Genomic DNA, 25,243 nt, shown 5'->3' on the forward strand with positions numbered 1-25,243 from the left:
GACTTGGATGGCCCTCTTCATCTGTCAGCGGTGCGAGACGGAGCACGACACCTGGGGCGGCGCCTGCCCGAGCTGTGGAAGCACCGAGCAGCTGAAGGTCGCGCCGCAGGTGGACCGGATGCTGGGCCGCACGGTGGCGGGCCGCTACCGCGTGCTCAAGCGGTTGGGCCAGGGCGGCATGGGCTCCGTGTACCTGGCGGAGCAGGTGGGCATTGGCCAGCAGGTCGCGATGAAGTTCCTCAACAGCGGCCTGTCGTTGGACCCGGACGTCGCGCGGCGCTTCCTCAACGAAGCGAAGAGCTACGCCCGCGTGGGGCACCCCAACGCGGTGACGTTGCACGACTTCGGCCAGGACGAGGAGGGCAGCCTCTACATCTCCATGGAGTACGTGGAGGGTGATGACCTCAAGCGCCTGCTCGCGAACGTGGGCCGGCTGAGCCTCCATGAAGCCGGAGACATCATCCTCCAGGTCGCGGACGTGCTGGCGTACGCGCACGCGCGCGGCGTGGTGCACCGGGACCTCAAGCCGGAGAACGTGATGGTCCGGCAGGGCATGCGCGGCTGGCACGTCAAGGTGCTGGACTTCGGCATCGCCCGCATCGCCGACGGGGCCACGCGCCTCACGGCGCAGGGCGCGGTGGCCGGCACGCCCCGGTACATGTCCCCCGAGCAGGCCATGGGCCAGGACGTGGACGCGCGCGCGGACATCTACGCGGTGGGCGTGGTGCTCTTCGAGCTGCTTACCGGCGTGCAGCCGTTCGACGGAACGAGCGTCGCGGACATCATGCAGAAGCAGGTGCATCAGCCCATTCCCCGGCTGGTGGACGTGGTGCCGGACCTGGACATGCCCGCGCTCGACGCGGTCATCCAGAAGGCCACCGCGAAGAAGCGCGTGGAGCGCTACATGACGATGGAGGCGTTCGCCGCGGACCTGAGCAACGCGCTGCCCACCATGTCCGGTCGGCCCGCCATCAGCGGCGTCAGCCCCGTGGTGAAGCCAGGCGCGGCCGAGGAGTCCTCGCCGGGCACCATGCTCTACGGCGACGGCACCGAGGACACGATGTTGCGCGGCGCCGCCGTGTCGACGCCGCCTCCCATCGACCCGGGCCTCTACAACACGGGCCGCGTGGCGCCCATCCAGCTCACGCAGCCCGCGCCAGGAATGCCCGAGCTTCCGCAACGCACGGCGCGCGACGGGTTCGACAAGACGGCGCACGCAGCCTCTCCCTACGCGCCGCCACCGAGCGGTCGCCCGGGCTGGGTGCTGGCCCTGAGCGTCGCGGGCGCGCTGCTCGCCGGTGGCTTCGGCGTGATTGCCCTGCGGGGCCCGCCTCCGGGTGACGGCCAGGGACCTCCGGGCCCCCACGGCATGGGAGACATGGGGCACCCTCCTCCCCATCCTCCGCCTCACGGCCCGCCTCCGCGTCCCCCGCCCCCTCGAGGTCCACCACCCGCCGAGGAAGGCCCCCCGCCCCACGAGCCCAGCGCGGAGCATGCCCCGCCCCCCACCGAGGGTGTCGCGGCGGGAGCGGGCGATTCGGCCCTGGAGCGTCAGAAGGAGCGCGCGCTGGATCGACTCATCGATATCGGCGACGACTTCACGAACGGGGAGCTGGCCAAGGCCTCGGAGAAGTTCGCGCTGGCCAAGAGCATGGGCCTGGACTCTGTCGAGCCGAAGCTCGCGGAGCTGGGAGGCAAGATTGAGGACGTGACGAAGCGGCTGTCACGGGCCCGCGCGCGCGAGGAACAGGGCAACTGCGAGGAGGCCATCAAGCTCTACGGGGCCGTGTCACGGGACTATCCGCGGCTCGCCGATGCACAGCGTGGCATGGCGCGGTGCCGCCAGATGCTGCCACCGGACGTCTCCGAGTAGCGGAAGGCGTCCCACCCAAGTCCGCTCACGCAAAGGCGTGGCCCGTGAGGAAGCCACGCATCGGAGCGGACCGGGGAGCGCCAGGTCAGCGCGCGGAGCAACGACTACTCAAGGCTACAGCCGGGGATGCAGTGACGCACGTTGATGAGCGTCCTCGTCCCGGAGATGTTCGACTGACAGGCCGCGTACTGCGTCGCCGGCTGACCGGGCAGACGCGTCGACCCGCACTTCAGGACGCAGGCCTGCACGTTCTCCACCCAGTAGATGAGCGTGTCGCCGCTCGCGCAGGACGGCGGGTAGCCGATGCCCTGCTCCACGCTGCTCACGGGGGCCTGCGTCTCGGGGGCGTCCGCCGTCGGCTCGCCTCCTCCGCAAGCCAGGAGGGACAGGGAGAAGCAGGCGGTCAGCGCGGCGAGGATTCGGGGGGCGTTCATGGAGGACTCCTGAGCCAGAGATGGAACTCCAGCATCATGCATAAGCCCTGACTTCCGATGAAGTCCCTCCCGCGTCCGAAATCTGCTGTCACAAATCTCCGCTGCATCAAGGCGCCCCCGAACGCCAGGGCGCCTCACCCGCCCGTGGTGGGCGCGGGTCTCGCGTCGTCGGACAGCCGGGCGTGGACCTGGGAGAGCAGCTCGTAGGAGCGCAGTCGCGCGGTGTGGTCGAAGATCTGCGCGGTGACCATGAGTTCGTCGGGCTGGGTTTCGGCGATGAAGGAGCGCAGTCCCTCTCCCACCTGCTCGGGGTCGCCGACGATGGAGCACGCGAGCATGGACTCGACCTCCGCCAGCTCATACTCGGTGATGCGCCCGTCCATCGTCTCCACGGGGGCTGGAAGCAGTCCCGGCCGGCCGCGCCGCAGGTTGACGAAGGCTTGCAGCAGCGACGTGAAGAGGCGCTGGGCCTGGGCCTCGGTGTCGGCGGCGAAGACGTTGATGCCGAGCATGGCATAGGGCTTCTGGAGGACCTCGGACGGGCGGAACTGGCTGCGATACAGGCGCAGGGCGGTCATCATCTGCTGCGGCGCGAAGTGCGAGGCGAACGCGAAGGGCAGGCCCATGGCGGCGGCGAGCTGCGCGCTGAAGAGGCTGGAGCCCAACAGCCACAGCGGCACCTTGAGGCCCATGCCCGGCACGGCGCGCACGGCCTGATGGGGCTCCGGCTCCTGGAAGTAGGCCTGCAGTTCTGCGACGTCCTGGGGAAACGCGTCGGAGGAGTCCACGCGGCTGCGCCGCAGGGCGGAGGCGGTGCGCTGGTCCGTTCCGGGAGCGCGGCCCAGGCCCAGGTCGATGCGACCGGGATACAGCGTCTCCAGCGTGCCGAACTGCTCGGCGATGACGAGCGGCGAGTGGTTGGGGAGCATGATGCCGCCCGCGCCCACGCGGATGGTGGAGGTGCCCTGCGCGACATGGCCGATGACGACGGCGGTGGCCGCGCTGGCGATGCCCGTCATGTTGTGGTGCTCGGCCAGCCAGAAGCGCTGATAGCCCCAGCGCTCCACATGGCGGGCCAGGTCCAGCGTGCAGCGCAGGGCGTCACCGGCGTCACTGCCCTGGCGGATGGGGGAGAGGTCGAGAACGGAGAAGGGAATCATCGAGGGACCCCAGGGCATGCACGCGGAACGGAGGACGGGCCCGTCCCGTCCCGGGCGGCACCACCCCCGGCGTCCCAGCGTTAACCGTGGGCCCCCGGGAGCGCACGGGAAACGCGGGAGGGCTCGGACGCTCCCTCGTCACCGGGCCGTGAAGCGGTGTGGCGCGAGGCCCGGTAGACTCCCGGCGCCATGCGCGAGGTCAGCCAGCGGGAGATGGTGGAGCAGCTCCGGTCCCTGGGCGTCCGCGAGGGAGGCGTGCTCCTGGTCCACACGTCCTTCAAGGCGGTGCGGCCCGTCGAGGGAGGCCCTCTCGGGTTGATTGGCGCCCTGCGCGCGGCGCTCGGGCGTGACGGCACCCTGGTCATGCCCACGATGACCGATGGCGAGACGGTGTTCGACCCCGCGTCCACGCCGACGACGGACATGGGCATCACCGCGGAGCTGTTCTGGCGACAGCCCGGAGTCTCACGAAGCACGCATCCGGGAGGCTCGTTCGCCGCCGAGGGCCCGCATGCGGCGGTCATCTGTCGGCCGCAACCGCTCTCCCCTCCGCACGGCCCCGACAGCCCGGTGGGCCGGGTTCACGACCTGGACGGACAGGTCCTCCTGCTCGGGGTGACGCAGGGGGAGAACACGACGCTGCATCTGGCGGAGGCCCTCGCGAAGGTGCCCTACTCCGTCTCCCATCCCTGTGTCGTCGAGGTCGATGGCGTGGCGCGCACGGTGATGATCGCCGAGACGGACCACTGCTGTCGGAACTTCCGGCTCGCCGACGACTGGCTTCGGGCCCGGGGCCTCCAGCGCGAGGGGAACGTCGGAAACGCCGACGCACGGCTGTTCGACGCGCGGGCGCTCGTGGACCTCGCTGTGGCCCACCTTGCCTCGGCGCCGCTCACCTTCCTCTGTCCTCCGGACGCCGGCTGCGAGGAATGCGACGTCGCCCGCACGAGCGTCACCGGCGTCGAGACCTGACCGCGCCGAGGAAGCGTCATCCGGCGAAAGGGTGGGTCCGACTCCGGGGCCGAACTGAGCACCGGAGATCAGCACGGGTGTTGCCGGCGCGACGGGCCCGAGGGCGTGCGCGAAATGCACGTGCCTCGCATGCGCGGCTTGCCTCAATAGCAGCGCGCCTTGAAGCGCGTCAGCATTGGGGGATGGGATGAACAAGACTCACGGGCATGTCGGCTGGGTATTCCTCGCCGCGGCCATGGCCACATCGCAGGTGGCCTGCTCGAAAAGCAACAAGGACAACGGCGACCCGGTCAATCAGAACCAGACGAAGGACGGCCCGGTGGACCAGGGACCCGACCTCCCCCGGCTGACGGGAGGAGACAAGACGCGGGGCGAGCAGGTGTTCCGCTTCGAGACCTTCGGCAACGAGGGCTTCTGGACGGACGCGGTGCGGCTGCCCACGGGCATCGTGGCCGCGAAGCTCACCCCCGTGCAGGCGCTTCAAGCGGGCCTGAGCGTCAACGTGGATGCGCTCGACGCGGCCACGAAGACCGCCGTGGCGAATGAGCTGGCCAGCCAAGGCACCAGCGGCCCCTTGCTCAATGACCCGGCCACCACCCTGCTGCTCATCAACGCCAACGCGGTGATTGGTGTCGTGGTCAAGGACACCAATGGCGACGGCAAGCGCGATGTCGCCAGCGGCGACAAGGTCGGCGTGAGCTGCGCGCTGTGCCATGCCATCACCGATGGCTCGGTGGTGAAGTCTCCGAACAACCTCGGAGGTGGCTCCATCGGCAAGCAGGTGGACGGGCCCACCCCGCACAACCTCAACGTCGGTGGCATTTTCGCGGTCGCCGCCAATACGCGCGCGCTCTACCCGCTGCTCCAGGTGAAGCTCGCCGCCAACGGGAACAAGTCCATTGGCCGGGCGCCGTCGGACCAGGGGCTCACGGAGACGTCCACGGAGGCGCAGGTCGACGCGCTCGTCGGCAACCCGGCCTTCTATCCGCTGGGCACGTTCGACGATGCCCCGGACGGCACGGGAGCGCAGCAGCACATCGCGGCCTTCTTCCGGACGGACCTGGCGGCGCCGTGGGGGACTCCCGGCGACATCGCTCGGCTCGAGAACTTCAACAACCTCGTCTACACCGTGCTGCTGGACCCGACGAGCCTGGTGACGCCGGATGGCCGCGCGTTCCTCCGGGCCCTGGGCGGCGTGGCCGCGGGCAACGAGCTGGCGGATGACTACCTCACCATCCTCAAGGACACCCAGGTCAAGGGGAAGGGAGGCGTGGTGGGCGAGGGCTTCCCGTACATCACCGCGACGCAGGTCTCCGACAAGGCGGGAACGGAAGAGGCGCCCGTGGGCCTGCGCGTGAACGAGGACGCGCTGCGGGACTTGAATGCGTACACCGACAGCCTCGCCGCGCCCGCGCCGGGGACTTTTGACGCCACCCTGGCCGCGCGAGGCAAGGAGCAGTTCACCGCGCGCTGCACCAACTGCCACAATGTGGACCAGGGCAAGCGCGTCCCGTCCTTCATCGTGCCGATGAAGAGCATCTTCCCGGGCTACAACCCGACGGTGATAGCCCAGCGTCCGGAGGAAGCGGGCGTGCGCCCCATCGCCTTCGCGCCCATCCAGGACGACCCGGCCAGCATCTTCGACGACAAGACGGTGGTGGTGGAGGCCAGCCGGCGAGGAGAGCCGCGGGGCTCCGCCATGCCGCTCCTGCTCGACCTGGGGCGCAAGGACCGCTTCCTCCATGACAGCTCCGTGGTGGGGCTGGCGTCGCTGCTGGACCCGGCACGGGGAGACAAGGCGCCCCACGCCGTCTACGTCCCGGATGCGGCGCAGCGCGCGGAGTTGGTCGAGTTCCTGAAGAGCCTGTAGGCGCCAGGGAGCGGCCGGACGCCCCGCCACGTTTCTCCGACGGGGCCTCAGTCCTCTTCCATGTCCCGCTTCATCCTCGCCAGCAGGCTCACTGCCTCCATCGCATAGGGGGAGATCCACCGGTCGTGGATCTCCTTGAAGGGCGCGGCGTTGAGGTAGTTCCACCGCGTGCGGCCCTCCCGCACGGCGATGACCAGGCCCGCCCGCTCGAGAACTCCAAGGTGCTGCATCACCGTGCACCGGTCCAGGGACGCCGCGAAGTGCTCACACAGGTCACCCGTGGTCCGGGGCGCGGCCTTCAACAGGTCCAACATCGCCCGCCGTCGCGCGTCCGCCAGCGCCTTGAAAATTTGGTCGTCCCTGGCTTCGCTCGACATGTTATAAAAATATAACATGTATTGAAGTGGAACCCCAACGGGAGAATCCTCATGGAGCCGAAGTTCCAGGTGCAGTTGAAGATCCAGAAGCCGGTGGCCGAGGTCTTCGACGGTGTCGTCAACCCCAAGAAGCTGAGCGGGTACTTCGTGCAGGCGGCCAGTGCGCCCCTGGTGGAAGGCACGACGGTGAAGTGGCGGTTCGCGGAGGCCCCCGGCGAGCACGACGTCATCGTCCGCACGGTGGCCAGGGACGAGCGCATCGTCTTCGAGTGGGAAGCGGCGGGCGGTGGCTACAACACCCGCGTGGAGATGCTCTTCAAGCCCATCGATGCGCGGAGCACGCTGGTGCAGATCCGCGAGTCCGGCTGGAAGGAGGACGCCCAGGGAATCGAAGCGTCCTACGACAACTGTGGCGGCTGGATGCACATGATGCTGTGTCTCAAGGCGTACCTCGAGTTCGGCATCAACCTGCGCGCGGGTGGCGCCTACTGAGGGAGCCCCCCGAGCTGCCCTCGCCCCGGGCTACAGCGAGGGCAGCACCGGCGCGTCCTTGAGTCGGGGCGCGCGCAAATCCTTGGGTGACAGCAACGGCTCGGGCACCGGCCAGGGGATGGCGAGGTCCGGGTCGTTCCAGGCGATGCAGCGCTCCGTCTCCGGCGCGTAGAGCGTGGTGCACTTGTAATGGAAGTCGGCGGTGGCGCTCGTCACGCAGAAGCCGTGGGCGAAGCCCGGCGGAATCCAGAGCTGACGCCGGTTCTCCGCGGACAGCTCCACCGCCACCCACTGGCCGAATGTCGGCGAGCCGCGACGGACGTCGACGGCGACGTCGTACACGCTGCCCGCGAACACCTGCACCAGCTTCCCCTGCCCCTGCGGCTCCTGGAAGTGCAGCCCACGCAGCGTGCCCCGCGCCGAGCGCGAGTAGTTGTCCTGGACGAAGGGCCCGGGGATGCCGACGTCCGCGTAGCGCTTCTCGTGGAACAGCTCCATGAAGAAGCCCCGGTCGTCACCGAAGACCTTCGGCTCCACCAGCAACAGCTCCGGAATCTCCAGCGGCGTCACCTTCATGACACCGCGCCCCGGTTCTCCGCGACGGACATCAGATATTGCCCGTACTCGTTCTTGAGCATCGGCTCCGCCAGCGTCACCAATTGCTTCGCGTCGATGTAGCCCATCCGGTACGCAATCTCCTCCGGGCACGACACCTTGAGGCCCTGGCGCCGCTCGATGATCTCGATGAAGTTGGATGCCTCCATGAGCGAGCTGTGCGTCCCTGTGTCCAGCCATGCGTACCCGCGCCCCATCAGCTCCACGTTCAGCTGACCGCGACGCAGGTACTCCGCGTTCACGTCGGTGATCTCCAGCTCGCCCCGCTTGCTCGGTTTGAGCGCGGCGGCGATGTCGAGCACCTGGTTGTCGTAGAAGTAGAGCCCGGTGACGGCGTAGTTCGACTTCGGCTTGAGCGGCTTCTCTTCCAGGCTCACCGCGCGGTTGCTCGCGTCCAACTCCACCACGCCGTAGCGCTCCGGGTCCTTCACGTAATAGCCGAACACGGTGGCGCCCGCCGCGCGCCGCGCCGCTCCGCGCACCAGGCTGCTCAGCCCGTGCCCGTAGAAGATGTTGTCGCCCAGGATGAGTGACACGGGGTCCTTGCCCACGAAGTCACGGCCGATGATGAAGGCCTGCGCCAGGCCCTCCGGGCGGGGCTGCTCCGCGTACTCGAAGCGCATCCCCCACTGCGTGCCATCCGACAGCAGCTCCCGGAAGCGCGGCAGGTCCTGCGGCGTGGAGATGATGAGCACGTCGCGGATGCCCGCCAGCATCAGCGTGCTGAGCGGGTAGTAGATCATCGGCTTGTCATGCACCGGCAACAGCTGCTTGCTGACCACCCGGGTCAGTGGGTACAGCCGCGTGCCCGAGCCGCCGGCGAGGATGATGCCCTTCATGTCCACCTCTCGAAGTCAGTGCCCGCGCGCGGCCTTCCACGTCGCGTGGAAGCGCGCGAGCGATTCGGCCAGTTCCAGGGGTTTCGCCGCCAGCTCGCCACGGACCCTGTCCGTCTTGAGCCCGCCCTTCAGCGGACGGGGACTGGGCAGCTTCAGCTCCGCCATGCGCGTGGGGACGATGAGCTTCGCGTCGAACCCGAACACCTCGCACAGCGCCCGGCCGTAGGCCACGCGGTCCACGACGGTGCCGCCGCAGGTGTTCCACACGCCACCGAGCTTGCGCTCGCCCAGCTCCACCAGCATCGCCGCCACGTTGTCCGCCAGGCTGGGCGAGACGACCTGGTCCTCGAACAGCCGCGCGGGCTGCCCCTTCTCCAGGGTCATCACCAGCCACGCGCCGAAGTTGAGCCGCCCCTCCACCGGAGGCCAGCCATACACCACCGCCGTCCGGGCGATGGCGCAGCCGGGCGCGAGCACCCGAGCCGCCTGTTCGCCCATGTGCTTCGTCACCGCGTAGACGCCGCGCGGGTTGGGGATGGAGGCTTCGTCGTAGGGGCCCGCGTCACCGTCGAAGACGTAGTCCGTGGACACGTGCACCAGGTGCGCCCCGGCCTTGCGTGCCCCGCGAGCCACCGCCGCCGTCGCGTTCACGTTGCCCGCGTAGGCCGCCTCCGGGTCCTTCTCGCAGGCGTCCACTTCCGTCATGGAGGCGCAGTGGATGACCACTTCGGGCGCGGCGGCTTCCATCGCCGCGGCGACCTCCGCCTCGCGCGTCAGGTCCACCGACACGTAGCCGTACTCGCCGCCCGTGCGCCGGGGGCCTCGGCCGAAGCCCACCACCGTGTGTCCCCGCTGCTCCAGCAGCACACAGGCGCGGCTTCCCACCAGTCCGTTGGAGCCCGTGACGAGCACGCGCATGTCACGCCCTCCCTTGGAGACGACCGCGGTACTGCGTCTCGAAGTACTGCCGATACGCGCCGCTCATCACCCGCTCCCACCACGCGGGGTGGTCCACGTACCAGCGCACCGTCTCCGCCAGGCCCTGCTCGAAGGTGTGCGCGGGCGTCCAGCCCAGCTCCGCGCGAATCTTCGACGGGTCGATGGCATAGCGCCGGTCATGCCCCGGCCGGTCCTTCACGTACTGGATGAGCGACTCCGGCTTGCCCACCAGCCCGAGGATGGCCTTCACGATGTCGATGTTGCGCCGCTCCGCCCCGCCGCCGATGTTGTACACCTCGCCCGCGCGGCCCTGCTCCAGCGCGCGCAGCAACGCCTGGCAGTGGTCCTCCACGTGCAGCCAGTCGCGCACGTTCGCGCCGTCGCCATACACGGGCAGCGGCTTGTCATGCAGCGCGTTGACCACCATGAGCGGAATCAACTTCTCCGGGAACTGGTAACGCCCGTAGTTGTTCGAGCACCGCGTCACGACGACGTCCATTCCGAACGTGTGGTGGTACGCGAGCGCCACCAGGTCCGAGCTCGTCTTGCTGGCCGAGTACGGGCTGGAGGGCTGGAGCGGCGAGGACTCGGTGAAGGCGCCCGTGGGCCCCAGCGAACCGTAGACCTCGTCGGTGGAGACCATGAGGAAGCGCTTCACGCCCCGCGCGCGGCAGGCCTCCAGCAACCGCTGGGTGCCCAGCACGTTGGTGGTGATGAACACCTCCGGCCCCAGGATGGAGCGGTCCACGTGGCTCTCCGCGGCCAGGTGCAGCACGGCGTCGATGGCGTGCGTGGAGAGCAGCTCCTCCATTTGCGCGCGGTCGCCGATGTCGCCTCGGACGAAGACATGGCGGGGGTCGCCCTCGAGGTCCGACAGATTCTCCAGGTTGCCCGCGTACGTGAGCAGGTCGAGGTTGACCACCGTCCACTCGGGTCGCTCGCGTCGCAGGTACCTCACGAGGTTGGAGCCGATGAAGCCACACCCTCCTGTCACCAATACGTTCATGTGCCGCGGGCCTCGAGTGCTCAGAGAGGGTGCCTGCGTATCGGAGGGGTCGTCGACGGTCAAGGCGCCAGGGGCCTCGGGCTTGTGTGCTCCCCCTCGCGGCGCTAAGGGAGCCGGGCGTGAACGCATCCAGACGCAGCTCCCCCACGTCGGGTCCCCGGGAAGTCCATCAGCTCCTGCCACGACTCGCGTGGGGAGACGCGGTGGGCAACCAGGTGCGTTACCTCCAGGGCCTCTTGCGCAGCTGGGGCTTCGCCTCGGAAATCTACGCCGAGGACTGGGATGACGCCTGCAAGGACCAGGTCCGGCACGTCCGCGAGTACGCGAAGCACGCCCGCCCGGACTCCGTGCTGCTGGTGCATCACAGCTTCCAGTCGCGGCTCGTGCCGCTCATCGTCCGAGCGCCTGGTCGCAAGGTGCTCGTGTACCACAACGTGACGCCTGCCCGGCTGTTCGAGGGGTTCGAGCGCAAGGTGGCCGCCGCATGTGACGCGGCCCGGGACGAGCTGCTCGAACTGCGCCCCCATATCGAGCGGGCGTTCGCCTACTCGCACTTCAGCGCCGAGGAGCTGGTGGCGGCGGGTTACGCGTCGGTGTCGACGCTGCCATTCGCCATCGACTGGAGTGCGTTCGACGCGGAGCCGGACCCCGCGCTGCTCGCGGAGCTGAGCGACGGTTTCGCCAACGTCCTCTTCGTCGGGCGGGCGGTGCCCAGCAAGAAGGTGGATGACGTGCTGCGCGTCTTCACCGCGTACCAGCGGCTGTACCAGCCGCGCAGCCGGCTCGTCGTCGCTGGGTATCTGCATCGGGATGGCGCCTATGGCGCGTACCTGCACGGGCTCAAGGAAGTGCTCGGCGCGGAGCGTGTCCTCTTCCTGGGCCGGGTGAGCGCGGCGCAGCTCTCCGCGTGTTTCGCCACCGCGTCGGCGTATCTCTCCATGAGCCGGCACGAGGGCTTCGGAGTGCCCTTGCTGGAGGCGATGTACCGGAACGTGCCCGTCGTCGCCTATGGCGCGGCGGCTGTCCCGGAGACCCTGGGGGGAGCGGGGCTCGCGACGCTGTCGGATGACCCGGCGGAGGTGGCGGAGCTGCTCGCGGTGCTGGACCGGAGCCCCGGGCTGCGAGCGCAGGTGCTCGAAGCACAGCGAGCACGGCTCCAGGTCCTCTCGCAAGCGCGCGTGGCCGAGCAGGTGCGTGCGGCCTTCGACGCGATGCTGACGTCGAGCGTGACGGAGGCGCCCTCCTCCGTGGCGGCTCGCGAGTCGACAACCGTGGAGCTGGTGTGCCCTGGGTACACCGTGCGACCCGACGACGTGGCGTCGCGCGTGGCGCGTCACCTGGCGGAGAGGCTGCCCGGGGCGAGAGTCCTCGCGCTCCGACCTCGTGGTGCCGAGGCCTCGCTGGAGGTCGCTCCCGAGCAGGTGGAGGGCGTGTCCGTGCGGTACTTCACGCCGGACCAGCCCGTGGGACGAGGGCCTGGAGCGTTGCCCGGCTCGTCGTCGCTGGAGACCGCGGTGCGCGTGTCTTCGGAGGCGGTCATCTTGCTGGGGGTGGATTCTCTCTCGGCCCAGGCGCTCATGCCTCACGTGGGAGCGAGGGCCCTGGGGACGTATACGGCCGAGCATCCGTCGACGGTGGTGGAGCTCGCGCGCCGCCACCTGGGTGACGGGCTGGTGATGATGGAGCCGTCGCGCCCCGAGGAGACAGTCATGACGCTGTTGGAAGGATTCAACTCCGTTCGAGGTGATGCGCGTGCGCGCTGAGGACCTGTTGACCCGTATCCCCTCGTCCGAAGCCGTGGCGAAGGAGACCCAGAAGCTGCCGGAGCCCTCCGCCGAAGCGCGCGAGTCACTGCGCCAGACGCTGGAGGCATCCGCGCGTCCCGCCACTCCCACGCCCTGGCCCGCGCTGCTCCAGGAGGCACGCGGGAAGATGGACAGCCGCTATGCCGGTCCGGTGACGTCACACCGGGGTGGCTTGTCGGGCCCGGCGCTCGTGCTCGCGAAGAAAGCCTTCCGGCTCGTCTTCCAGCCATTCATCAACGAGGCGCTCCGCAAGCAGGTGGAGTTCAACGAGTCCATCCTCGATGCGCTCGCGACCATCCATGACGTCCAGCGCGAGCACGCGCGCACGCAGGCCACCTGGCGGCAAGACGTGGAGCGTCGACTCGCGCGCATCGAGGATTCGGCTCGGAGCCGCGCCTCCCATGAGGCCGCTGGCGGGGTGACTCCCGAGCCGTCGACCACGGAGCGCACGGAGCAGCAGCCGTCCGCACCGACGACGGACGGCGAGGCCGCATCTCCTCCGCACGCCTCGCGGGAGACGGGGAGCGCAGAGACAAGGTCGTCGTCGCCGAAGGCGGACGGCAAGGCCGCATCCCCTCCTCGCGCCTCACGGGAGGCGGCGAGCGCAGCAACAAAGTCGTCTCCGCCTAAGACGGACGGCGAGGCCGCATCCCCTCCGCACGCCTCGCGGGAGACGGTGAGCGCAGAGACCAGGTCGTCCTCGCCGACGACGTATGGCGAGGCCGCATCCCCTCCTCGCGCCTCACGGGAGACGGACAGCACAGACTCATCGTCACGGGCCCCGCGACGACAAGGCGCCAACAACGAGTCTCCCGAGCGCCCCCCTCGTCCGTCGGGTGGCCCCTCTCGTCGCCGCTCTGGTCGGCGCTAGCCTTTCCCCTCGAGGTCTTCGTGCGCATCTGCCTGGTCTCTAGAGAACTCTCTCCCTTTCTCGGGGGCGATATCGGCACGTATGCGTCGCTGATGAGCCGCGCGTTCGTCGAGGCGGGCCATGAGGTGCACGTCCTCACCGCGCCTCATGCGGGCCTCGAACGCGCCGACACGCTGTTGCCCGGCGTCCACGTGCACGCCGTTCGCTCGGAGATGGACTCGGCCTTCGCGGGCGCCTTCCCCTTCGCTCCGATGCGCCACGCCATGGATGTCTATTCATCCCTGCGCGAGCTGCATGCACGCCACGCCTTCGACTTCATCGAGTTCCCCGAGCGTGACTTCGAGGGCTACTTCGCGCTGAGGGCCCGGCGCACGCTGGGACACTTCGCCTCCGCCGTGCTCGCCGTGCGCCTGCACACGCCCACCCGCGAGCTTCGGGCTCTCAACGGCATCTCCCCGTTGGATCTGGACCTAGCCCGGTGGGAGTACATGGAGGACACCTCCGTCCGCGAGGCGGACCTGGTCCTGTCTCCCACGCACGCCCTGCTTGACAAGGTGCGTTCGCGGCTGAAGCTGGAGACCCGAGGCGTCGTCGTTCCCCATCCCTTCCCTCACGACGCCTCGACGCGCTCCGCACACGCGGAGAAAGGCCGACCACAGGTTCTGTACTTCGGCCCGCTGGAGCACCGGAAGGGCGTCCATCTCCTCGTCGACGCGATGCAGGCGCTCTTCGAGCGAGGCGTCAACGCGACGCTCCTCCTCATCGGAGAGGACACTCCGACGGGGCCGGCCGGGCGTTCCATGCGCGCCTCGCTGGAGCGCCGGATTGCTCCCGCGTGGCACGAGCGCATCCAGTTCGAACTCGCGCGCTCCACTCCCGGGCTTGCCGTCGCCCTCGCTGACGCCTCCGTGTGTTGCTTCCCCTCGCTGTGGGAGAACTTCCCCCACCGCTGCCTGGAGGCCATGTCCGCCGGCGCGCTCGTCGTGGGCAGCAACGCGGGAGGCATGGCGGAGCTCATCGAGGACGAGCGCAGTGGACTGCTCTTCCGCACGGGGGATGTGGCCCACCTGGCGGCCACGCTGGAGAAGGCGCTGACCCTCCCCGCCCTGCGCGAGACGGTGCGCCGCGAGGCCCCTGCCCGTGTCGCCAATTACTGCGCCCCCGCGAGCATCGTGAAGCAGGTGGAAGCCGCCGTGGAGTCCGTGGCGGACGTGCGCCACCGCGTGCTTCCCAAGCGTCGCACGCCGAGGTCGGACACCCCGCTCGTGTCGGTGCTGGTGCCCTACTTCAACATGGGGCACTACCTGCCGGAGACACTGCGCTCCATTCGCGCGCAGACCTTCACCGACTACGAGATTGTCCTCGTGGACGACGGCTCCACCGAAGCGGAGAGCATCGAACTGCTCGAGCGGGTCCAGGCCCCGGACCTGCGCATCGTCCGCCAGCGCAATGGCGGGCTGAGCGCTGCACGCAACACCGGGCTGAAGCACGCCCGAGGGCACTACATCCTCCCGCTGGACCCAGACGACCTCATCGCCCCGACGTTCCTGGAGAAGACCGTCGCGGTGATGGAGGGCACGCCAGGGCTGGGCTACGCCACGTCCCTGGTGAACTACTTCGTCGACGACGCCACCCGCGTAACGGGCGGCTGGGTGCCGTGGGGCATGGAGCGCGACGCGCTCTGGGTGGCCAACGTGGCCTCCACGTGTACCGCGCTGATGGAGCGCCGACGCATCGAGGAAGTCGGCGGCTACGACGAGTGGTTCACCGGGTTCGAGGACTGGGACGTCTTCTGCTCGCTCGCGGAGCGTGGGCTCGAAGGCTCCGTCATCCCCGAGAGCCTGTTCTCCTACCGCGTGCGGATGGACTCGATGACGCGGACCTCGCTCGTCTCCGAGCGAGACGGGCTGCTGGCCCACCTGAACCAGAAGCATCCGGGGCTCGCGCTTCATCCCGAGCGCGCGCTTCGCATCCTCCGAGGCGAGGCTCGCAAGCAAGAGGCCCGGCTCCTCGCCCAGGCCGCGGCGGCCATTCCCCGGCCCTTGCTCACCCGGGTCGTCGACCGGCTCAACGGCACGCTCAAGCGCATGGACTTCGTCCACCACACGCTGCGCGGCGCCGTCTCATGGGTGGTGGGTGCGGAGGGCGACTCACGGCCCCTGCGTCACCAGCTCGCGGACCGACTCAGCGGCAAGTCACGACCCGACCGCTGAGCCCGTGGCCCGCCGTGGTGCCCGACTCACGAGGCAGGCACCAGGACGGGTGGCTCAGCGTCGCCCCATGCCCAGCTTGCTGGTGGTCTTCATCACGTGCTTCATCGTGGGGTGGACCACCGGCATCGCCTTGATCGTCCGATTGAGAAGGTCCACCAGCGCGTAGCGCGTGGGGCGTGCCTCCGCGCCTTCCGGCGTCAGGCCACTGGCCGCGAGCTTGAGGAGCCGGTGCATCATCGGCAGGCGCTTCAGCGTGGCGTTGAGGGTGTCCACCACGCCATAGCGCAGCGGCACCTCCCCACTCTCCACCAAGGAAGAGGGCTCCGCGGGCGCCGCGCGGGCCGCGTTGGGGGGCGAGGCCAGGAGCAGGAAGGCCGCCAGTTGGACTCCCGCGGGAAGCGGACGCGCGAGGTTCTGGTGGAGCTGGAAGAGCAGCTCCTGATGCCGGCGTGGATTGACGCCGGAGATCATCGACCCCTTGCGCCGCCTGTAATGGAAGTGGATGGCGTTGGTGACGAGGAAGCGGTGCCCCGCATGCGCCAGGCGCAGGTAGAGGTCCCAGTCCTCGTAGCTCGTCATCTGCTCGTTGTAGCGAATGGTCTCGAACAGCGAGCGGCGCATGAGCGACGTGGCACAGGACAGCCGATTGGCCACCATGCCCAGCGACGGACAGTCACCAATGAAGAGGGCGTAGTCGATGAAGCGCCGCTGCGCCCGCCCGTCGTCGGAGTCGAAGTAGCCCGTGGACGGCACCACCACGTCGAACTCCCGGTGGCGCTCCAGCGCCTCCACCGCCAGGTGGATGAAGGTGGGGCTGATGCAGTCGTCCGCATCCAACGGGAGGATGTAGTCCCCCGTCGCCGCGCGCAGACCGATGTTGCGAGAGGCCGGCAGGCCCCTGTTGACGGGATTGCGGATGAGCTTCACGCCGCTGGAGCCGGAGTGGGCGGCCTCCTCGATGCGGCCGAGCACTTCGTGGTCGAACGCGCCCGTCGAGGCGTCATCCACGATGATGACTTCAATCTCCGGGTAGTTGCTGTCCGCGATGCTCGCCAACGTCTCCGGGAGGAAACGTCCCAGGTTGTGGTTGGTGATGAGGACGCTGACACGAGGAAGGTCGGCATCCACGGGGCGCCGGGCCAATACGGGCTTCGGCCTGAGCGTCCCCCAATACGGAGGCTCCGCCGCCCACTCCACCGGGAGCAGGACCGGAGAGCGCCACGCCCGCTCGATGGCATCCACGAGCCCTTCCACCGAGCCGTCGAACGTGTGGCAGTTCACGCCGTCGATGAAGGGACTCCCCGGTGCGAACGCGACACATGCGCTGTTGAGGACCAGCCTGGCGCCCGCGCCAGAGGCCTCGTAGGCCGTGAGGTTGAGCGACTCATAGTCGGACGGAATGACGACGATGCCGTTGCGCATCAGCGCGTCACGGTCCTTGCCCGGCCCGGTGAACAGGAAGCGCGCGCGCAGGTCCTCCGGAATCAGCGCCTGGATGTAGGAGAGGTACGTTGAGCTGGAGGTATGACAGGCCAGGACGGCCTTCCCTCCGTACTCGGGGAAGCGGCGCATGAACGCGGCGACTCCCCGCACGAACAAGTCGGTCCGCTTGAAGTTCTGGATCTTGGTGACAAAGAGCAGGTCCGGCTCGCCCTCCCCGCGTGGCGGCACCCCGTCCCCCTTCGGAGCCACGGGCGGAAACTCCCGCACGACCTTGTCCAGCCATGGCAGAGGGAAGCCGTAGTACGCGTGGTTGAGCTCGGCGACACCCGGGATGTGGGCAACGACGAGGTCGGCATCCAGCAACGCCTTGCGCTCGAGCTCGTACTGCCCCATGTGCTCCCAGTTCAGCAACTGGCGCTCGAAGGGCACCAGCATCCCGCCCGTCGAGTGCAACCGCACCACCACCTGGGTGCCCTCCAGGCCACAGCCAAGCAGCTTCTCCTGGCTGGCGCAGAAGCCCCAGCCTCGGTAGTCCGGGAACTCGACCGCGTCGAAGCGAACCCCTTCGGCCTCCAGTCGGCGCAGGTGGAGCAGCAGCTCCATCGACTGGGCATGGCAAACGGTATCGGTGAATGCTCCGGGCGGTGGGTAGACACCTCCCTCGTCGAAGCTCGCGTCCCACTCGTGGCGCGCCGCGGCGACATGGGCCTTCACCTTGTCCTGGAAGTAGCTCTCCACCTCACGCGGCTTCACCGTCGTGTACGACGGGAACAGCAGGTGCAGTTCCACATCCAGCTCACGTCGGAGCGAGTCCTCGACGAGGTTGTGGGTGACGCGGCCAATGCCGCCCGCGGTGAAGGGATACAGCTCGTCAGTGACGAGGCAGACACGCCGCGGGCTCATGATTGAATGAACTCCTCGAGGACCTTGACCGCCTCGTTCGTGAGGACCCGCTCGTAGTCCACCATCATCTGGGTGAGTTCCACGGGCGAGCGCTCGCGCAGCGCCACCATCTGCTCGATGGCCGCGGTGACGACCTCCACGGAGTCCACACCGGGGATCTGCGCGAGCCGCTGATAGGGGTGCGAATCCAGCGCGCCCAGGCTGAGCGACCCATACACGCACGGAACACGCAGCGCGAGGGCCTCCAGCCCCGTCATGGGCTGGCACTCCGACAGCGAGGCATTGAGGACGATGTCGCAGCGGCGCACCAACTCGAACAGCTCGGTGCGGCTGGGGCGCGCGACGTGGTGGATGCGCCGGGTGCTCTTCATGACGTCCGGCAGCCGGTAGCTCGCCGTGACGTAGATGTCCTTGATTCGGGAGGACGCCTGACAGGCGAAGAGGTTGGTGAAGAAGTTCTTCCGCCAGTCGTTGGGCGTGGGGATGAGCGCCGCATGCGTGAGGGCGCGCTCCGGCGAAACGCGGTCGGACTCCGCAAGCCTGGGAGGCAGGTTGAGCACGGTCTTCGGGAAGACCTCCGGTGCCAGCAGGTGCATGCCCGGCTTGACCGTCGCCAGCCCGTTGATGACGCCCCGCCGCCGCAGTTCGATGAGCTGCGCGAAGCAATCCAGCTCGAACGAGTAATGGAACTGCGCCGACGAGCCATGCCACAGCGCGAGGATTCGCACAGATGAGCCGAGCGCGCGGCGCAGCAACACGACGAAGTCACGGGCGTTGGAGGAGAAGCCGTGGACGATGATCTGGCGGCAACCGCTGCGCGCGACGATTTCGATGGCGGCTCGCAGCTCTCGCTCGTCCAGCACGCGCTCGGCTGCGATGGCCAGCTTCTGTCCCGGCAGGTATCCGGCGGCGGCGCGGATGCCGTGCCAGTCCTGATGAAAGACATGCATCAGCTTCCCGAACTGGGGCAGGTCGGCGGACCAGCGGGTGTCCAGCGCGGCGTTGAGGATGAAGCCGGGGACCGACGCGGTCGCCGGCACGTGCGGGGCCGGTGCGTCCGGAAACGGCGCACGTGAGGCTCGCAGGCGGGCCAGGTCATCCGACAGCGCCTGAAGCCGCTGGCGGCGCTCGAAGCGCTCGGACTCCACCGCCAGGCGCTCGGTCAGCTCCGCCACCCGCGCCTCGCTGTTCGCGGCGGGCGTCGACAGGGACTTGCTGGCCCTGCCCGCCCACTCCAGCAACCGGGGCATGGCGCGCGCGTGCAGCGCTTCCAACGTCAGCGGCTGGGACTCATCGCGCGGGGCCTCGGGGCCCACGAGCTGGAAGTAGCGCCGGCCATGGCCCGGCTGGCGCTTGAGGACATAGACGTCCTGGTGGTCCACGAGACCCGGCCCGTGGTGCAAATCCCACCCTTCCGGGAGCAGGTCCGCGAAGGCGTGGTGCCAGGAGCCCGGATGACACGAGGGGTCCCACACGCTGGTGGGCATCAGCGGGTTCTCCACCAGCACCAGCATGCCGCCGGGCAGCACCATCTGCCCCATGGTCTCCAGCAGCGCGGGGATGCGCTCGCTCGGGTTGTGCACGAGCGTGGAGACGGAGAAGACGAGGTCGAACCGCCGTCCCCCCACAGCGATGAGCGGGTCGTCCCCGCAGAAGATGCGCTCCTCGACGGGGCGCAGCGAGGCGGGCGGCTCCAGACGCAGCGGCTCCGTCATGGACTCCGAGATGTCGTACCCGTGGTAGCGCACCTGGGAGAGCTGGGAGAGGGAGGTCGCGTGCCGGCCGAAGCCACAGCCAAACTCCAACACGGACAGTGCGCGGTCCAGCCGGCGCTGTTCGGAGCGGATGAGCGCGGTCAGCACACGTTCCTGCTGACCGTACGCGAGGTGCCCCTGCCCTTCGCGGACCCTCACCAGTTCCCGATAGGAGTGGCCGTTGGTCGTCTTCCAGAAATGGAGACTGTCGCGCATCTGGGCCACGTCCCCATTCGGGCCCTCGCTCTTGATGTCTTTGTACATGTGCCGATGTGGAGTTACGCCGCCTGCATGAACCGAAGGAGGGTTGCCAGCGGAGTTCCCGCAGCAGCGCAACCATTCCCATGCCTGGCGGCAGTCAGGCAAGAGACGCGCTGAAAGTGAAGGGTAAAAGCGACCGGGGAGGACCCTGGACGCATTGGAGTTTTCTTCATTCTCGGCTATCCGCCCGGCCTCTCACCAGCCAGGCGGGCCCAGAGTGACCTCTTTCACTCGGCGGCCGAGCGGGCCGGGCCGACTTCCAGCCCCAGCAGATGCTCCATCATCCGGTCCACCTGCTGCTCCCACGTCGTGCGCCGTACGCGCTCGGCGGCGCGGCTCCCAAGCCGGACGCGCAGGTCCCCGTCCATCACCGCCGTCCGCAGGCGCGCCAGCACCGAGCCCGGCGTCGGAGCGGCCAGCAGGCAGTTGCTCCCGTCCTCCAGCAGCCAGTGGTTGGCGCGGTTGTCGTTCGTCACCACCGTCATCCCGCACGCCATCATCTCCAGCGGCAGGTAGGACGGGTGCCGGGTGAACATGAAGCACAGCCCCACGTCACACTCTCGGTAGAGCGCCGCCGTACGCTCCGCGGGGAGCACGCCCAGACTTGTCACCAGGCCACGAACGCCATACGACTCCGGGTGCCACTCAGCTCCAGCTGTAACAATATCAACCGCCGGGCCCAGCTCGCGCTTGAGTCGTGTCAGCGCCGCGAGCCCCAGCTCGAAGCCGTTTCGCTCGTTGCCCGGACGTCCGTAGAAGAAGACACGCACGGGCCCCCGACGCGCGGGGCGCCGGTCATGAAAGAGCGCGCCATCCACCGCGGGCTCGAAGGCGAAGCCGTCCATGCCGTGCAGCGCCCGCACCGTGTCGCGCAGGCCCGGGGTGTTGAAGATGCCCTGGAAGCCCAGCTGGTACGTCTGCTCCGCCAGCGCGGACTGGGTGCCCGCCGCGAAGAACATGGGCTCGTAGTCCTGGACGAAGTACGTGCGCACACCCGCGCGTGGGTGACGCAGCACCTGGTAAACGGACGTCCAGTAGGTCGCGATGGCCATATCGCACGCGGGGAGCTGGTCCAGGTCCGCCGCGCCAGAGAGGACGCGGAAGGCGCCCGCCGCCTCCGGGAACACGGTGGCCGCGCGCGCCTCGAAGTCACCGGGGCTGGCCCCGGGCTTGTCGTACACGATGAAGTCGCTGCGCACACCGTGGCGTCGGTGCATCAGTTCCGCGAAGCGGAACAACGTGTGGATGCCCGCGTAGACGTGGCCGAAGGCGGGGATGAACCAGGACGCCGTGCGCACCTTGCCGCGTGAGCGCAGTGCGGCCAGCGCCGCCGGGGCCGTCGCACGCGACTCCTCCGCCTGCTCCGGCGTGAAGTCCAGCTCCCCCAGGTGCTCCACGAGGTGGCGCTGCGCGAGGGCCCGCGCCTCCATCGCCGCGTCCTGGGCGCTGGGCACGTCATGGGTCAGCGTGCGCAGGGCCAGCGTTTCACCCATCTCCGCGTGCTGACGCAGCGTGCAGTCGGTGCCGAGCAACGAGAGGTTGGGGTTGTAGAAGGGGTCGCCCTTCTCGCCCAGCCAGGGGCGATAGGAGACATAGGAGCGCCAGTAGTCGGACTCCGGGACGGCATCCGCGCGACGACTGGCGGACTCGTGGTGGATGAGCCGCGCGTGCGGCGTGTACACCACCCGGAGCCCACGCTGGTTCAGCCGCAGGCCGATGTCCACGTCGCTGCCGCACACCTGGAAGCGCTCGTCGAAGCCCCCCAGTCCCTCGAAGACGTCTCGCCGGAAGATGACGCAGGCGCTGGTGACGGACAGCCAGTTGCGCGTCCAGTCGGTGTGGCCGAAGGGCGTGGAGATGGGGCCGTCCGGCAGGCGCCAGAAGGGATGCCCCGCCATGCCGGTGATGCCCACCACCGCCCCCGCGTGCTGCACAGTCCCCTCGGGGAAGAGCAGCTTGCACCCCACCGCTCCCACCTCCGGTCGCTGGGCCTGCGACACCAGCTCCTCCAGCCAGCCGGGGTCCACCACCTCCATGTCGTTGTTGAGGAAGAGGAGCAGTTCGCCGGTGGCCTGTTTCGCCGCCCAGTTGTTGATGGCGGGGTAGTTGAAGGGGAAGTCCCACGTCAGCTTCACCAGCCGGGGGTCCGTGAGCCGCTCCAGCAACGCGAAGGTCTCCGGCTTCGTGCTGTTGTTGGAGACCAGCAGCACCTCGAAGTGGGGGTACGTGGTGCGCGAGAGCAGCCCCGGCACCAGCAGCTCCAGCAGGTCCGGCCGGTCCTTGAACGGGACGATGATGGAGACCTTCGGCGTGCCCCTCACCGGGTAGCGCACCCGGTACTGGGCGGGCGCGGGGCTCGTCACCTCGGCCGACTCCGAGCGGCGCCCCAGGTGCTCCCGCAGCGCCCGCTCGCCCGCGTCCGTCGCCTGGGCCAACCCCGCCGCTTCGCCGGAGGAGGACAGCGGCCGGGAGCGACCGTGGTAGAGCACCTTCGCCACGTGGCCGATACCGCTCGTGGCCTCGCTCAACCGCAGCATCAGGTCGAAGTCCCACGAGTCGTCGAACCCATCGCGCACGCCCCCCACCGCCTCCAGCAGGCGCTTGCGCGCGACAAGGAAGTTGCGGACGTAGTTCACCGAGCGCAGCAGGTCGGGAGACCAGTCCGGCTTGAAGAAGGGAGCGGTGCGCCGCCCTTCCGTGTCCAGTCGGTCCTCGTCGCTGTAGACGACGCCGAGCGAGGGCTCCGCCGAGGTGGCCAGCACCACCTCCGCCAACGCGTGCGGCGCCAACGTGGCGTCGGGGTCCAGGAAGCCCACCCACTCGCCCGTCGCCACGGCCAGTCCCGCGTTCGTCGCCCGGGCCGAGCCCCCGTCGCGCTCCAGCGAGACGACCTGGATGCGCGCGTCCTGGGCCGCCGCCTCGCGCAACATCGCCGCGACATGAGGGGCCGTGCTGGCGTCATCCACCAGCACCCATTCCCAGTCGGGATACACCTGCGCCCGCACGGAGTCCGCGCACTCGCGGAAGACGGACTCGGGCGTGTCGGATACGGGAGTGATGAGCGACACCCGAGGCCGCGCCGTCAGTGACGAGAGGGCCTCGCGCGCCGCGCCGATATCCGCCGGCTCCCGGCGAGCACACCAGCCCTCGTAGTCTCCGAGTTCCGGTGGCCGGGGAGGAGGCGTGCGCGTCCCCAACACCCCCGCCAGCGCCAGCACCGCCTGCTCGTTGAAGCGCGTCTGTCGACGCAACAGCTCGGTCCACAGGGGCGCTCCCGCGCGCAGCGGCCGGGACATCGCCTCCGGCCGCAGCGGGTCATTGCGCTCGCACAGGTCCGCCACCCACTTCGCGCCCGTGGCCTCGTCCGGAGCCCGGGGCCCGGATGCGGCGACGACGGCCTCCACCATGGCCGCGTTCCATTCCGCCTGGCCTCGCAGCAACCCCTCCAACAGGGAGCCCGCCGCGGAGAGATAGGAGCGCTTGGCGGCCTGCACCAGAGAGCCTAGCGCGCCGGCCCGATGTGAGCGCTGCACCTTCCAGCGCGTCGGGTCGGCCTTGGGCTCGAGCTGCGCGCGCGCCCACGCCGACAGGTCCTCGCCGAGCCCCAGGGCGCGGTGCACCGTCAGGTACTCCAGCACCCGCACCACGGCCTTGTTGAAGTCCGCTTGCGGGCGGAGCGACTCGACGTGGAAGGGCTGCAGTCCCTCGATGAAGGCACGCTTGGTGGCCGTCACCACCTTGCCCAGGCGGGCGGCGCGGTGCGACTCCGGCACCGCGAACTCGTGGGGCACCGCCCACCGCGCGGCCTCCTGGAGCGGCGACAGCGCATGCGCGCCCTCTGGACGCGCGCGATGGAGGTGCTCGGTGAGCAGCCGCAGCGCGCCCTCCAGCGCCGTCACTTCTTCGCAGGCCTCGGGCAGGCAGGGGCGGCGCGAGTCCAGCAGCGCGCGCACCACCGCGACCATCCGAGCCAGGTCCCCCGCACCCGGCGCCGCATCGGGCGCCCCCGTGTCACCGGCGAGCTTCTCCAGCACTGTCTTCACCGCCGTACCTTCTCTCTCGTTCGCGTGCCGGCCTTACGGATACGCCCCCTCGCGACGCGAGCCCACCCGCCCCACTCAGGGATGACCCACGCCCGCGAGCGCGGGTACCACTGACACCGGGACGGACTCCACCACCCAGTGATGCACGGGGCGGAACACCCCGCGCTCCGCCACGGAGGAGTTCACCACGAAGGTGCAGGTCTCCCGGGACACGCCCCCGGCCGTGCGCGCCGTCACCTCGCACACGTAGGTCCCCGCCAGGAGCCCCAGGCGCTCCAGCACGAAGCGCACCCGCCCCGAGGCTGGCAGTTCCTTGGGCAACGACACCGACTCCACCCGGGTGCTCGTCTCGTAGAGCGGGCGCCCCTCCAGCGTCTGGAGCGCCACCTCGAACACCAGGTCCTCGTACGAACCCTGCGTCGTGAAGTCCACGCAGACCTCCACGGCGGCCTCGGGCGACAGCTGCGGGGCCACCTCCCCCGAGGGGCTCAACAACCGCAGGCCGGACAGGCGCACGGGCGCGTCCGCGCCGGGCACGTTCACCTGGGGCAGCGCGCCGCCGCCCTCGGTCAGCGCCGGGGGCGTGAAGACCACCGACTGGGCCTCGGCCAGGGCGATGGCCTGCTTGTACTCGGCGACGACCTCCGAGGGACGACCCACGCGGCGGATGTAGCCACCGTCAATCCACGCGGCCTCGTCACACCAGCGCTCCACGGTGCTCAAGTCGTGGGTGACCAGGACGATGGTCTTCCCGCGCTTCTTGAACTCCGTCATCTTCGCCATGCTCTTCTTGCTGAAGTGCTCGTCGCCCACGGCGAGAATCTCGTCGACGATGAGGATGTCCGGGTCCACGTGCGTGGCCACCGCGAACGCCAGCCGCATGTACATGCCGCTGGAGTACGTCCGCACCGGCTCGTCGATGAACTCACCCAGCTCGCTGAAGGCGATGATGTCATCCATCCGCTCGCGCACTTCCGCGCGCGACATGCCGAGGATGATGCCGTTGATGAGGATGTTCTCCCGGCCGGAGAAGTCCGGGTGGAACCCCGCGCCCAGGTCCAGCAGCGCGGAGATGCGGCCGTTGATCTCCATGACCCCGGAGGTCGGCGTGTAGATGCCGGTGATGAGCTTGAGCAGGGTGCTCTTGCCGGAGCCGTTACGGCCGATGATGGCGACCGTCTTGCCGCGAGGGATGCTCAGGTTGATGCCGCGCAGGGCGGTGATGAGACCACCCTCTCGGGGCTGGCGCTGGCCGCGCAACCAGCGCAGCAGCTCGGACTTGAAGGTCGTGTACTCGCCCCGGATGGTCCTCTTCCGGAAGCTCTTCACGACATCGCGCAAGACAATGGCGTCGAGGGGTTCCTGCATGGCGA

Annotated in this window: 18 protein-coding genes; 7 read left to right on the top strand and 11 right to left on the bottom strand. The window is 69.2% G+C overall.

Features of this window, described 5'->3' with window-relative positions; all coding sequences use genetic code 11:
- Nucleotides 1–7: 7 nt before the first annotated feature.
- A complete protein-coding gene (locus tag HUA74_RS20225; RefSeq protein WP_174455819.1) occupies nt 8–1,873 on the top strand; it encodes a serine/threonine-protein kinase in 1,866 nt (621 codons plus the stop codon).
- A 104-nt stretch (nt 1,874–1,977) separates the two neighbouring features.
- On the opposite strand, the gene HUA74_RS20230 is transcribed toward HUA74_RS20225, so the two are convergent.
- Both HUA74_RS20230 and HUA74_RS20235 read right to left on the bottom strand, forming a co-directional pair.
- Nucleotides 1,978–2,307, bottom strand: a complete 330-nt coding sequence (locus HUA74_RS20230) for a hypothetical protein (RefSeq protein WP_141646881.1) — start codon at nt 2,305–2,307, stop codon at nt 1,978–1,980.
- A 134-nt stretch (nt 2,308–2,441) separates the two neighbouring features.
- Nucleotides 2,442–3,467: an LLM class flavin-dependent oxidoreductase gene (locus HUA74_RS20235; RefSeq protein ID WP_141646891.1), complete on the bottom strand. Its 1,026-nt coding sequence runs from the start codon at nt 3,465–3,467 to the stop codon at nt 2,442–2,444.
- Nucleotides 3,468–3,656: 189 nt separating this feature from the next.
- Here HUA74_RS20235 and HUA74_RS20240 point away from each other — a divergent pair, with 189 nt between their 5' ends.
- A complete protein-coding gene (locus tag HUA74_RS20240) occupies nt 3,657–4,439 on the top strand; it encodes an AAC(3) family N-acetyltransferase (RefSeq protein ID WP_174455820.1) in 783 nt (260 codons plus the stop codon).
- Nucleotides 4,440–4,626: 187 nt separating this feature from the next.
- Complete coding sequence (locus HUA74_RS20245) at nt 4,627–6,309, top strand: hypothetical protein (RefSeq protein ID WP_217443513.1); 1,683 nt, start codon at nt 4,627–4,629, stop codon at nt 6,307–6,309.
- 47 nt (nt 6,310–6,356) lie between these two features.
- Here the strand turns inward: HUA74_RS20245 and HUA74_RS20250 are convergent, their stop codons facing one another.
- On the bottom strand, nt 6,357–6,686 hold the full coding sequence (locus HUA74_RS20250; RefSeq protein WP_141646883.1) for a helix-turn-helix transcriptional regulator: 330 nt from the start codon (nt 6,684–6,686) through the stop codon (nt 6,357–6,359).
- A gap of 51 nt (nt 6,687–6,737) precedes the next feature.
- Here HUA74_RS20250 and HUA74_RS20255 point away from each other — a divergent pair, with 51 nt between their 5' ends.
- Nucleotides 6,738–7,178, top strand: a complete 441-nt coding sequence (locus HUA74_RS20255; RefSeq protein ID WP_174455821.1) for an SRPBCC domain-containing protein — start codon at nt 6,738–6,740, stop codon at nt 7,176–7,178.
- A 30-nt stretch (nt 7,179–7,208) separates the two neighbouring features.
- Here HUA74_RS20255 and rfbC read toward each other — a convergent pair whose 3' ends face one another.
- Genes rfbC through rfbB form a run of 4 tightly spaced genes read right to left on the bottom strand, consistent with a single transcriptional unit; the run spans nt 7,209 to nt 10,577 of the window.
- Complete coding sequence (gene rfbC, locus HUA74_RS20260) at nt 7,209–7,754, bottom strand: dTDP-4-dehydrorhamnose 3,5-epimerase (RefSeq protein WP_174455822.1); 546 nt, start codon at nt 7,752–7,754, stop codon at nt 7,209–7,211.
- Nucleotides 7,751–8,632 (bottom strand): glucose-1-phosphate thymidylyltransferase RfbA, encoded by an 882-nt coding sequence (gene rfbA / locus HUA74_RS20265; protein WP_174455823.1) that lies wholly within the window; start codon nt 8,630–8,632, stop codon nt 7,751–7,753. Before rfbA ends, rfbC begins: the two co-directional genes overlap by 4 nt.
- A 15-nt stretch (nt 8,633–8,647) precedes the next feature.
- Nucleotides 8,648–9,550, bottom strand: coding sequence for an SDR family oxidoreductase (locus HUA74_RS20270; RefSeq protein WP_174455824.1), 903 nt, complete (start codon nt 9,548–9,550; stop codon nt 8,648–8,650).
- Between the two features lies 1 nt (nt 9,551).
- The gene (gene rfbB, locus HUA74_RS20275; RefSeq protein ID WP_174455825.1) at nt 9,552–10,577 is read right to left on the bottom strand and encodes a dTDP-glucose 4,6-dehydratase; all 1,026 of its coding nucleotides are present in this window, start codon (nt 10,575–10,577) and stop codon (nt 9,552–9,554) included.
- A gap of 119 nt (nt 10,578–10,696) precedes the next feature.
- Between rfbB and HUA74_RS20280 the strand changes: the two genes are divergently transcribed.
- From HUA74_RS20280 to HUA74_RS20290, 3 genes are read left to right on the top strand one after another with little or no spacing between them, the layout of a single operon-like run.
- On the top strand, nt 10,697–12,340 hold the full coding sequence (locus tag HUA74_RS20280) for a glycosyltransferase (protein ID WP_371817272.1): 1,644 nt from the start codon (nt 10,697–10,699) through the stop codon (nt 12,338–12,340).
- Entirely contained in the window at nt 12,330–13,253 is a 924-nt protein-coding gene (locus HUA74_RS45710; RefSeq protein WP_254625143.1) for a hypothetical protein, read from the top strand. The genes HUA74_RS20280 and HUA74_RS45710 overlap by 11 nt, the downstream gene beginning before the upstream one ends.
- Before the next feature lie 20 nt (nt 13,254–13,273).
- Entirely contained in the window at nt 13,274–15,466 is a 2,193-nt protein-coding gene (locus HUA74_RS20290; protein WP_174455826.1) for a glycosyltransferase, read from the top strand.
- Nucleotides 15,467–15,520: 54 nt separating this feature from the next.
- Here HUA74_RS20290 and HUA74_RS20295 read toward each other — a convergent pair whose 3' ends face one another.
- From HUA74_RS20295 to HUA74_RS20310, 4 genes are all read right to left on the bottom strand, one after another.
- Nucleotides 15,521–17,812, bottom strand: a complete 2,292-nt coding sequence (locus HUA74_RS20295) for a glycosyltransferase (protein ID WP_174455827.1) — start codon at nt 17,810–17,812, stop codon at nt 15,521–15,523.
- Complete coding sequence (locus tag HUA74_RS20300) at nt 17,809–19,830, bottom strand: methyltransferase domain-containing protein (RefSeq protein ID WP_174455828.1); 2,022 nt, start codon at nt 19,828–19,830, stop codon at nt 17,809–17,811. Before HUA74_RS20300 ends, HUA74_RS20295 begins: the two co-directional genes overlap by 4 nt.
- 224 nt (nt 19,831–20,054) lie before the next feature.
- Nucleotides 20,055–23,870: a glycosyltransferase gene (locus HUA74_RS20305; protein WP_371817273.1), complete on the bottom strand. Its 3,816-nt coding sequence runs from the start codon at nt 23,868–23,870 to the stop codon at nt 20,055–20,057.
- A 75-nt stretch (nt 23,871–23,945) separates the two neighbouring features.
- The gene (locus tag HUA74_RS20310) at nt 23,946–25,238 is read right to left on the bottom strand and encodes an ABC transporter ATP-binding protein (RefSeq protein WP_141648700.1); all 1,293 of its coding nucleotides are present in this window, start codon (nt 25,236–25,238) and stop codon (nt 23,946–23,948) included.
- Between the last annotated feature and the right edge of the window lie 5 nt (nt 25,239–25,243).

It is taken from the genome of Myxococcus sp. CA051A, from assembly GCF_013336705.1.
Taxonomy (GTDB): Bacteria; Myxococcota; Myxococcia; order Myxococcales; family Myxococcaceae; genus Myxococcus; species Myxococcus llanfairpwllgwyngyllgogerychwyrndrobwllllantysiliogogogochensis.

What these genes read in the sequence shown, in the direction of transcription:
- HUA74_RS20225 (WP_174455819.1), top strand. Translation starts at nt 8, where the DNA reads ATGGCCCTCTTCATCTGTCAGCGGTGCGAGACGGAGCACGACACCTGG.
- HUA74_RS20230 (WP_141646881.1), bottom strand. Translation starts at nt 2,307, where the DNA reads ATGAACGCCCCCCGAATCCTCGCCGCGCTGACCGCCTGCTTCTCCCTG.
- HUA74_RS20235 (WP_141646891.1), bottom strand. Translation starts at nt 3,467, where the DNA reads ATGATTCCCTTCTCCGTTCTCGACCTCTCCCCCATCCGCCAGGGCAGT.
- HUA74_RS20240 (WP_174455820.1), top strand. Translation starts at nt 3,657, where the DNA reads ATGCGCGAGGTCAGCCAGCGGGAGATGGTGGAGCAGCTCCGGTCCCTG.
- HUA74_RS20245 (WP_217443513.1), top strand. Translation starts at nt 4,627, where the DNA reads ATGAACAAGACTCACGGGCATGTCGGCTGGGTATTCCTCGCCGCGGCC.
- HUA74_RS20250 (WP_141646883.1), bottom strand. Translation starts at nt 6,686, where the DNA reads ATGTCGAGCGAAGCCAGGGACGACCAAATTTTCAAGGCGCTGGCGGAC.
- HUA74_RS20255 (WP_174455821.1), top strand. Translation starts at nt 6,738, where the DNA reads ATGGAGCCGAAGTTCCAGGTGCAGTTGAAGATCCAGAAGCCGGTGGCC.
- rfbC (WP_174455822.1), bottom strand. Translation starts at nt 7,754, where the DNA reads ATGAAGGTGACGCCGCTGGAGATTCCGGAGCTGTTGCTGGTGGAGCCG.
- rfbA (WP_174455823.1), bottom strand. Translation starts at nt 8,632, where the DNA reads ATGAAGGGCATCATCCTCGCCGGCGGCTCGGGCACGCGGCTGTACCCA.
- HUA74_RS20270 (WP_174455824.1), bottom strand. Translation starts at nt 9,550, where the DNA reads ATGCGCGTGCTCGTCACGGGCTCCAACGGACTGGTGGGAAGCCGCGCC.
- rfbB (WP_174455825.1), bottom strand. Translation starts at nt 10,577, where the DNA reads ATGAACGTATTGGTGACAGGAGGGTGTGGCTTCATCGGCTCCAACCTC.
- HUA74_RS20295 (WP_174455827.1), bottom strand. Translation starts at nt 17,812, where the DNA reads ATGAGCCCGCGGCGTGTCTGCCTCGTCACTGACGAGCTGTATCCCTTC.
- HUA74_RS20300 (WP_174455828.1), bottom strand. Translation starts at nt 19,830, where the DNA reads ATGTACAAAGACATCAAGAGCGAGGGCCCGAATGGGGACGTGGCCCAG.
- HUA74_RS20310 (WP_141648700.1), bottom strand. Translation starts at nt 25,238, where the DNA reads ATGCAGGAACCCCTCGACGCCATTGTCTTGCGCGATGTCGTGAAGAGC.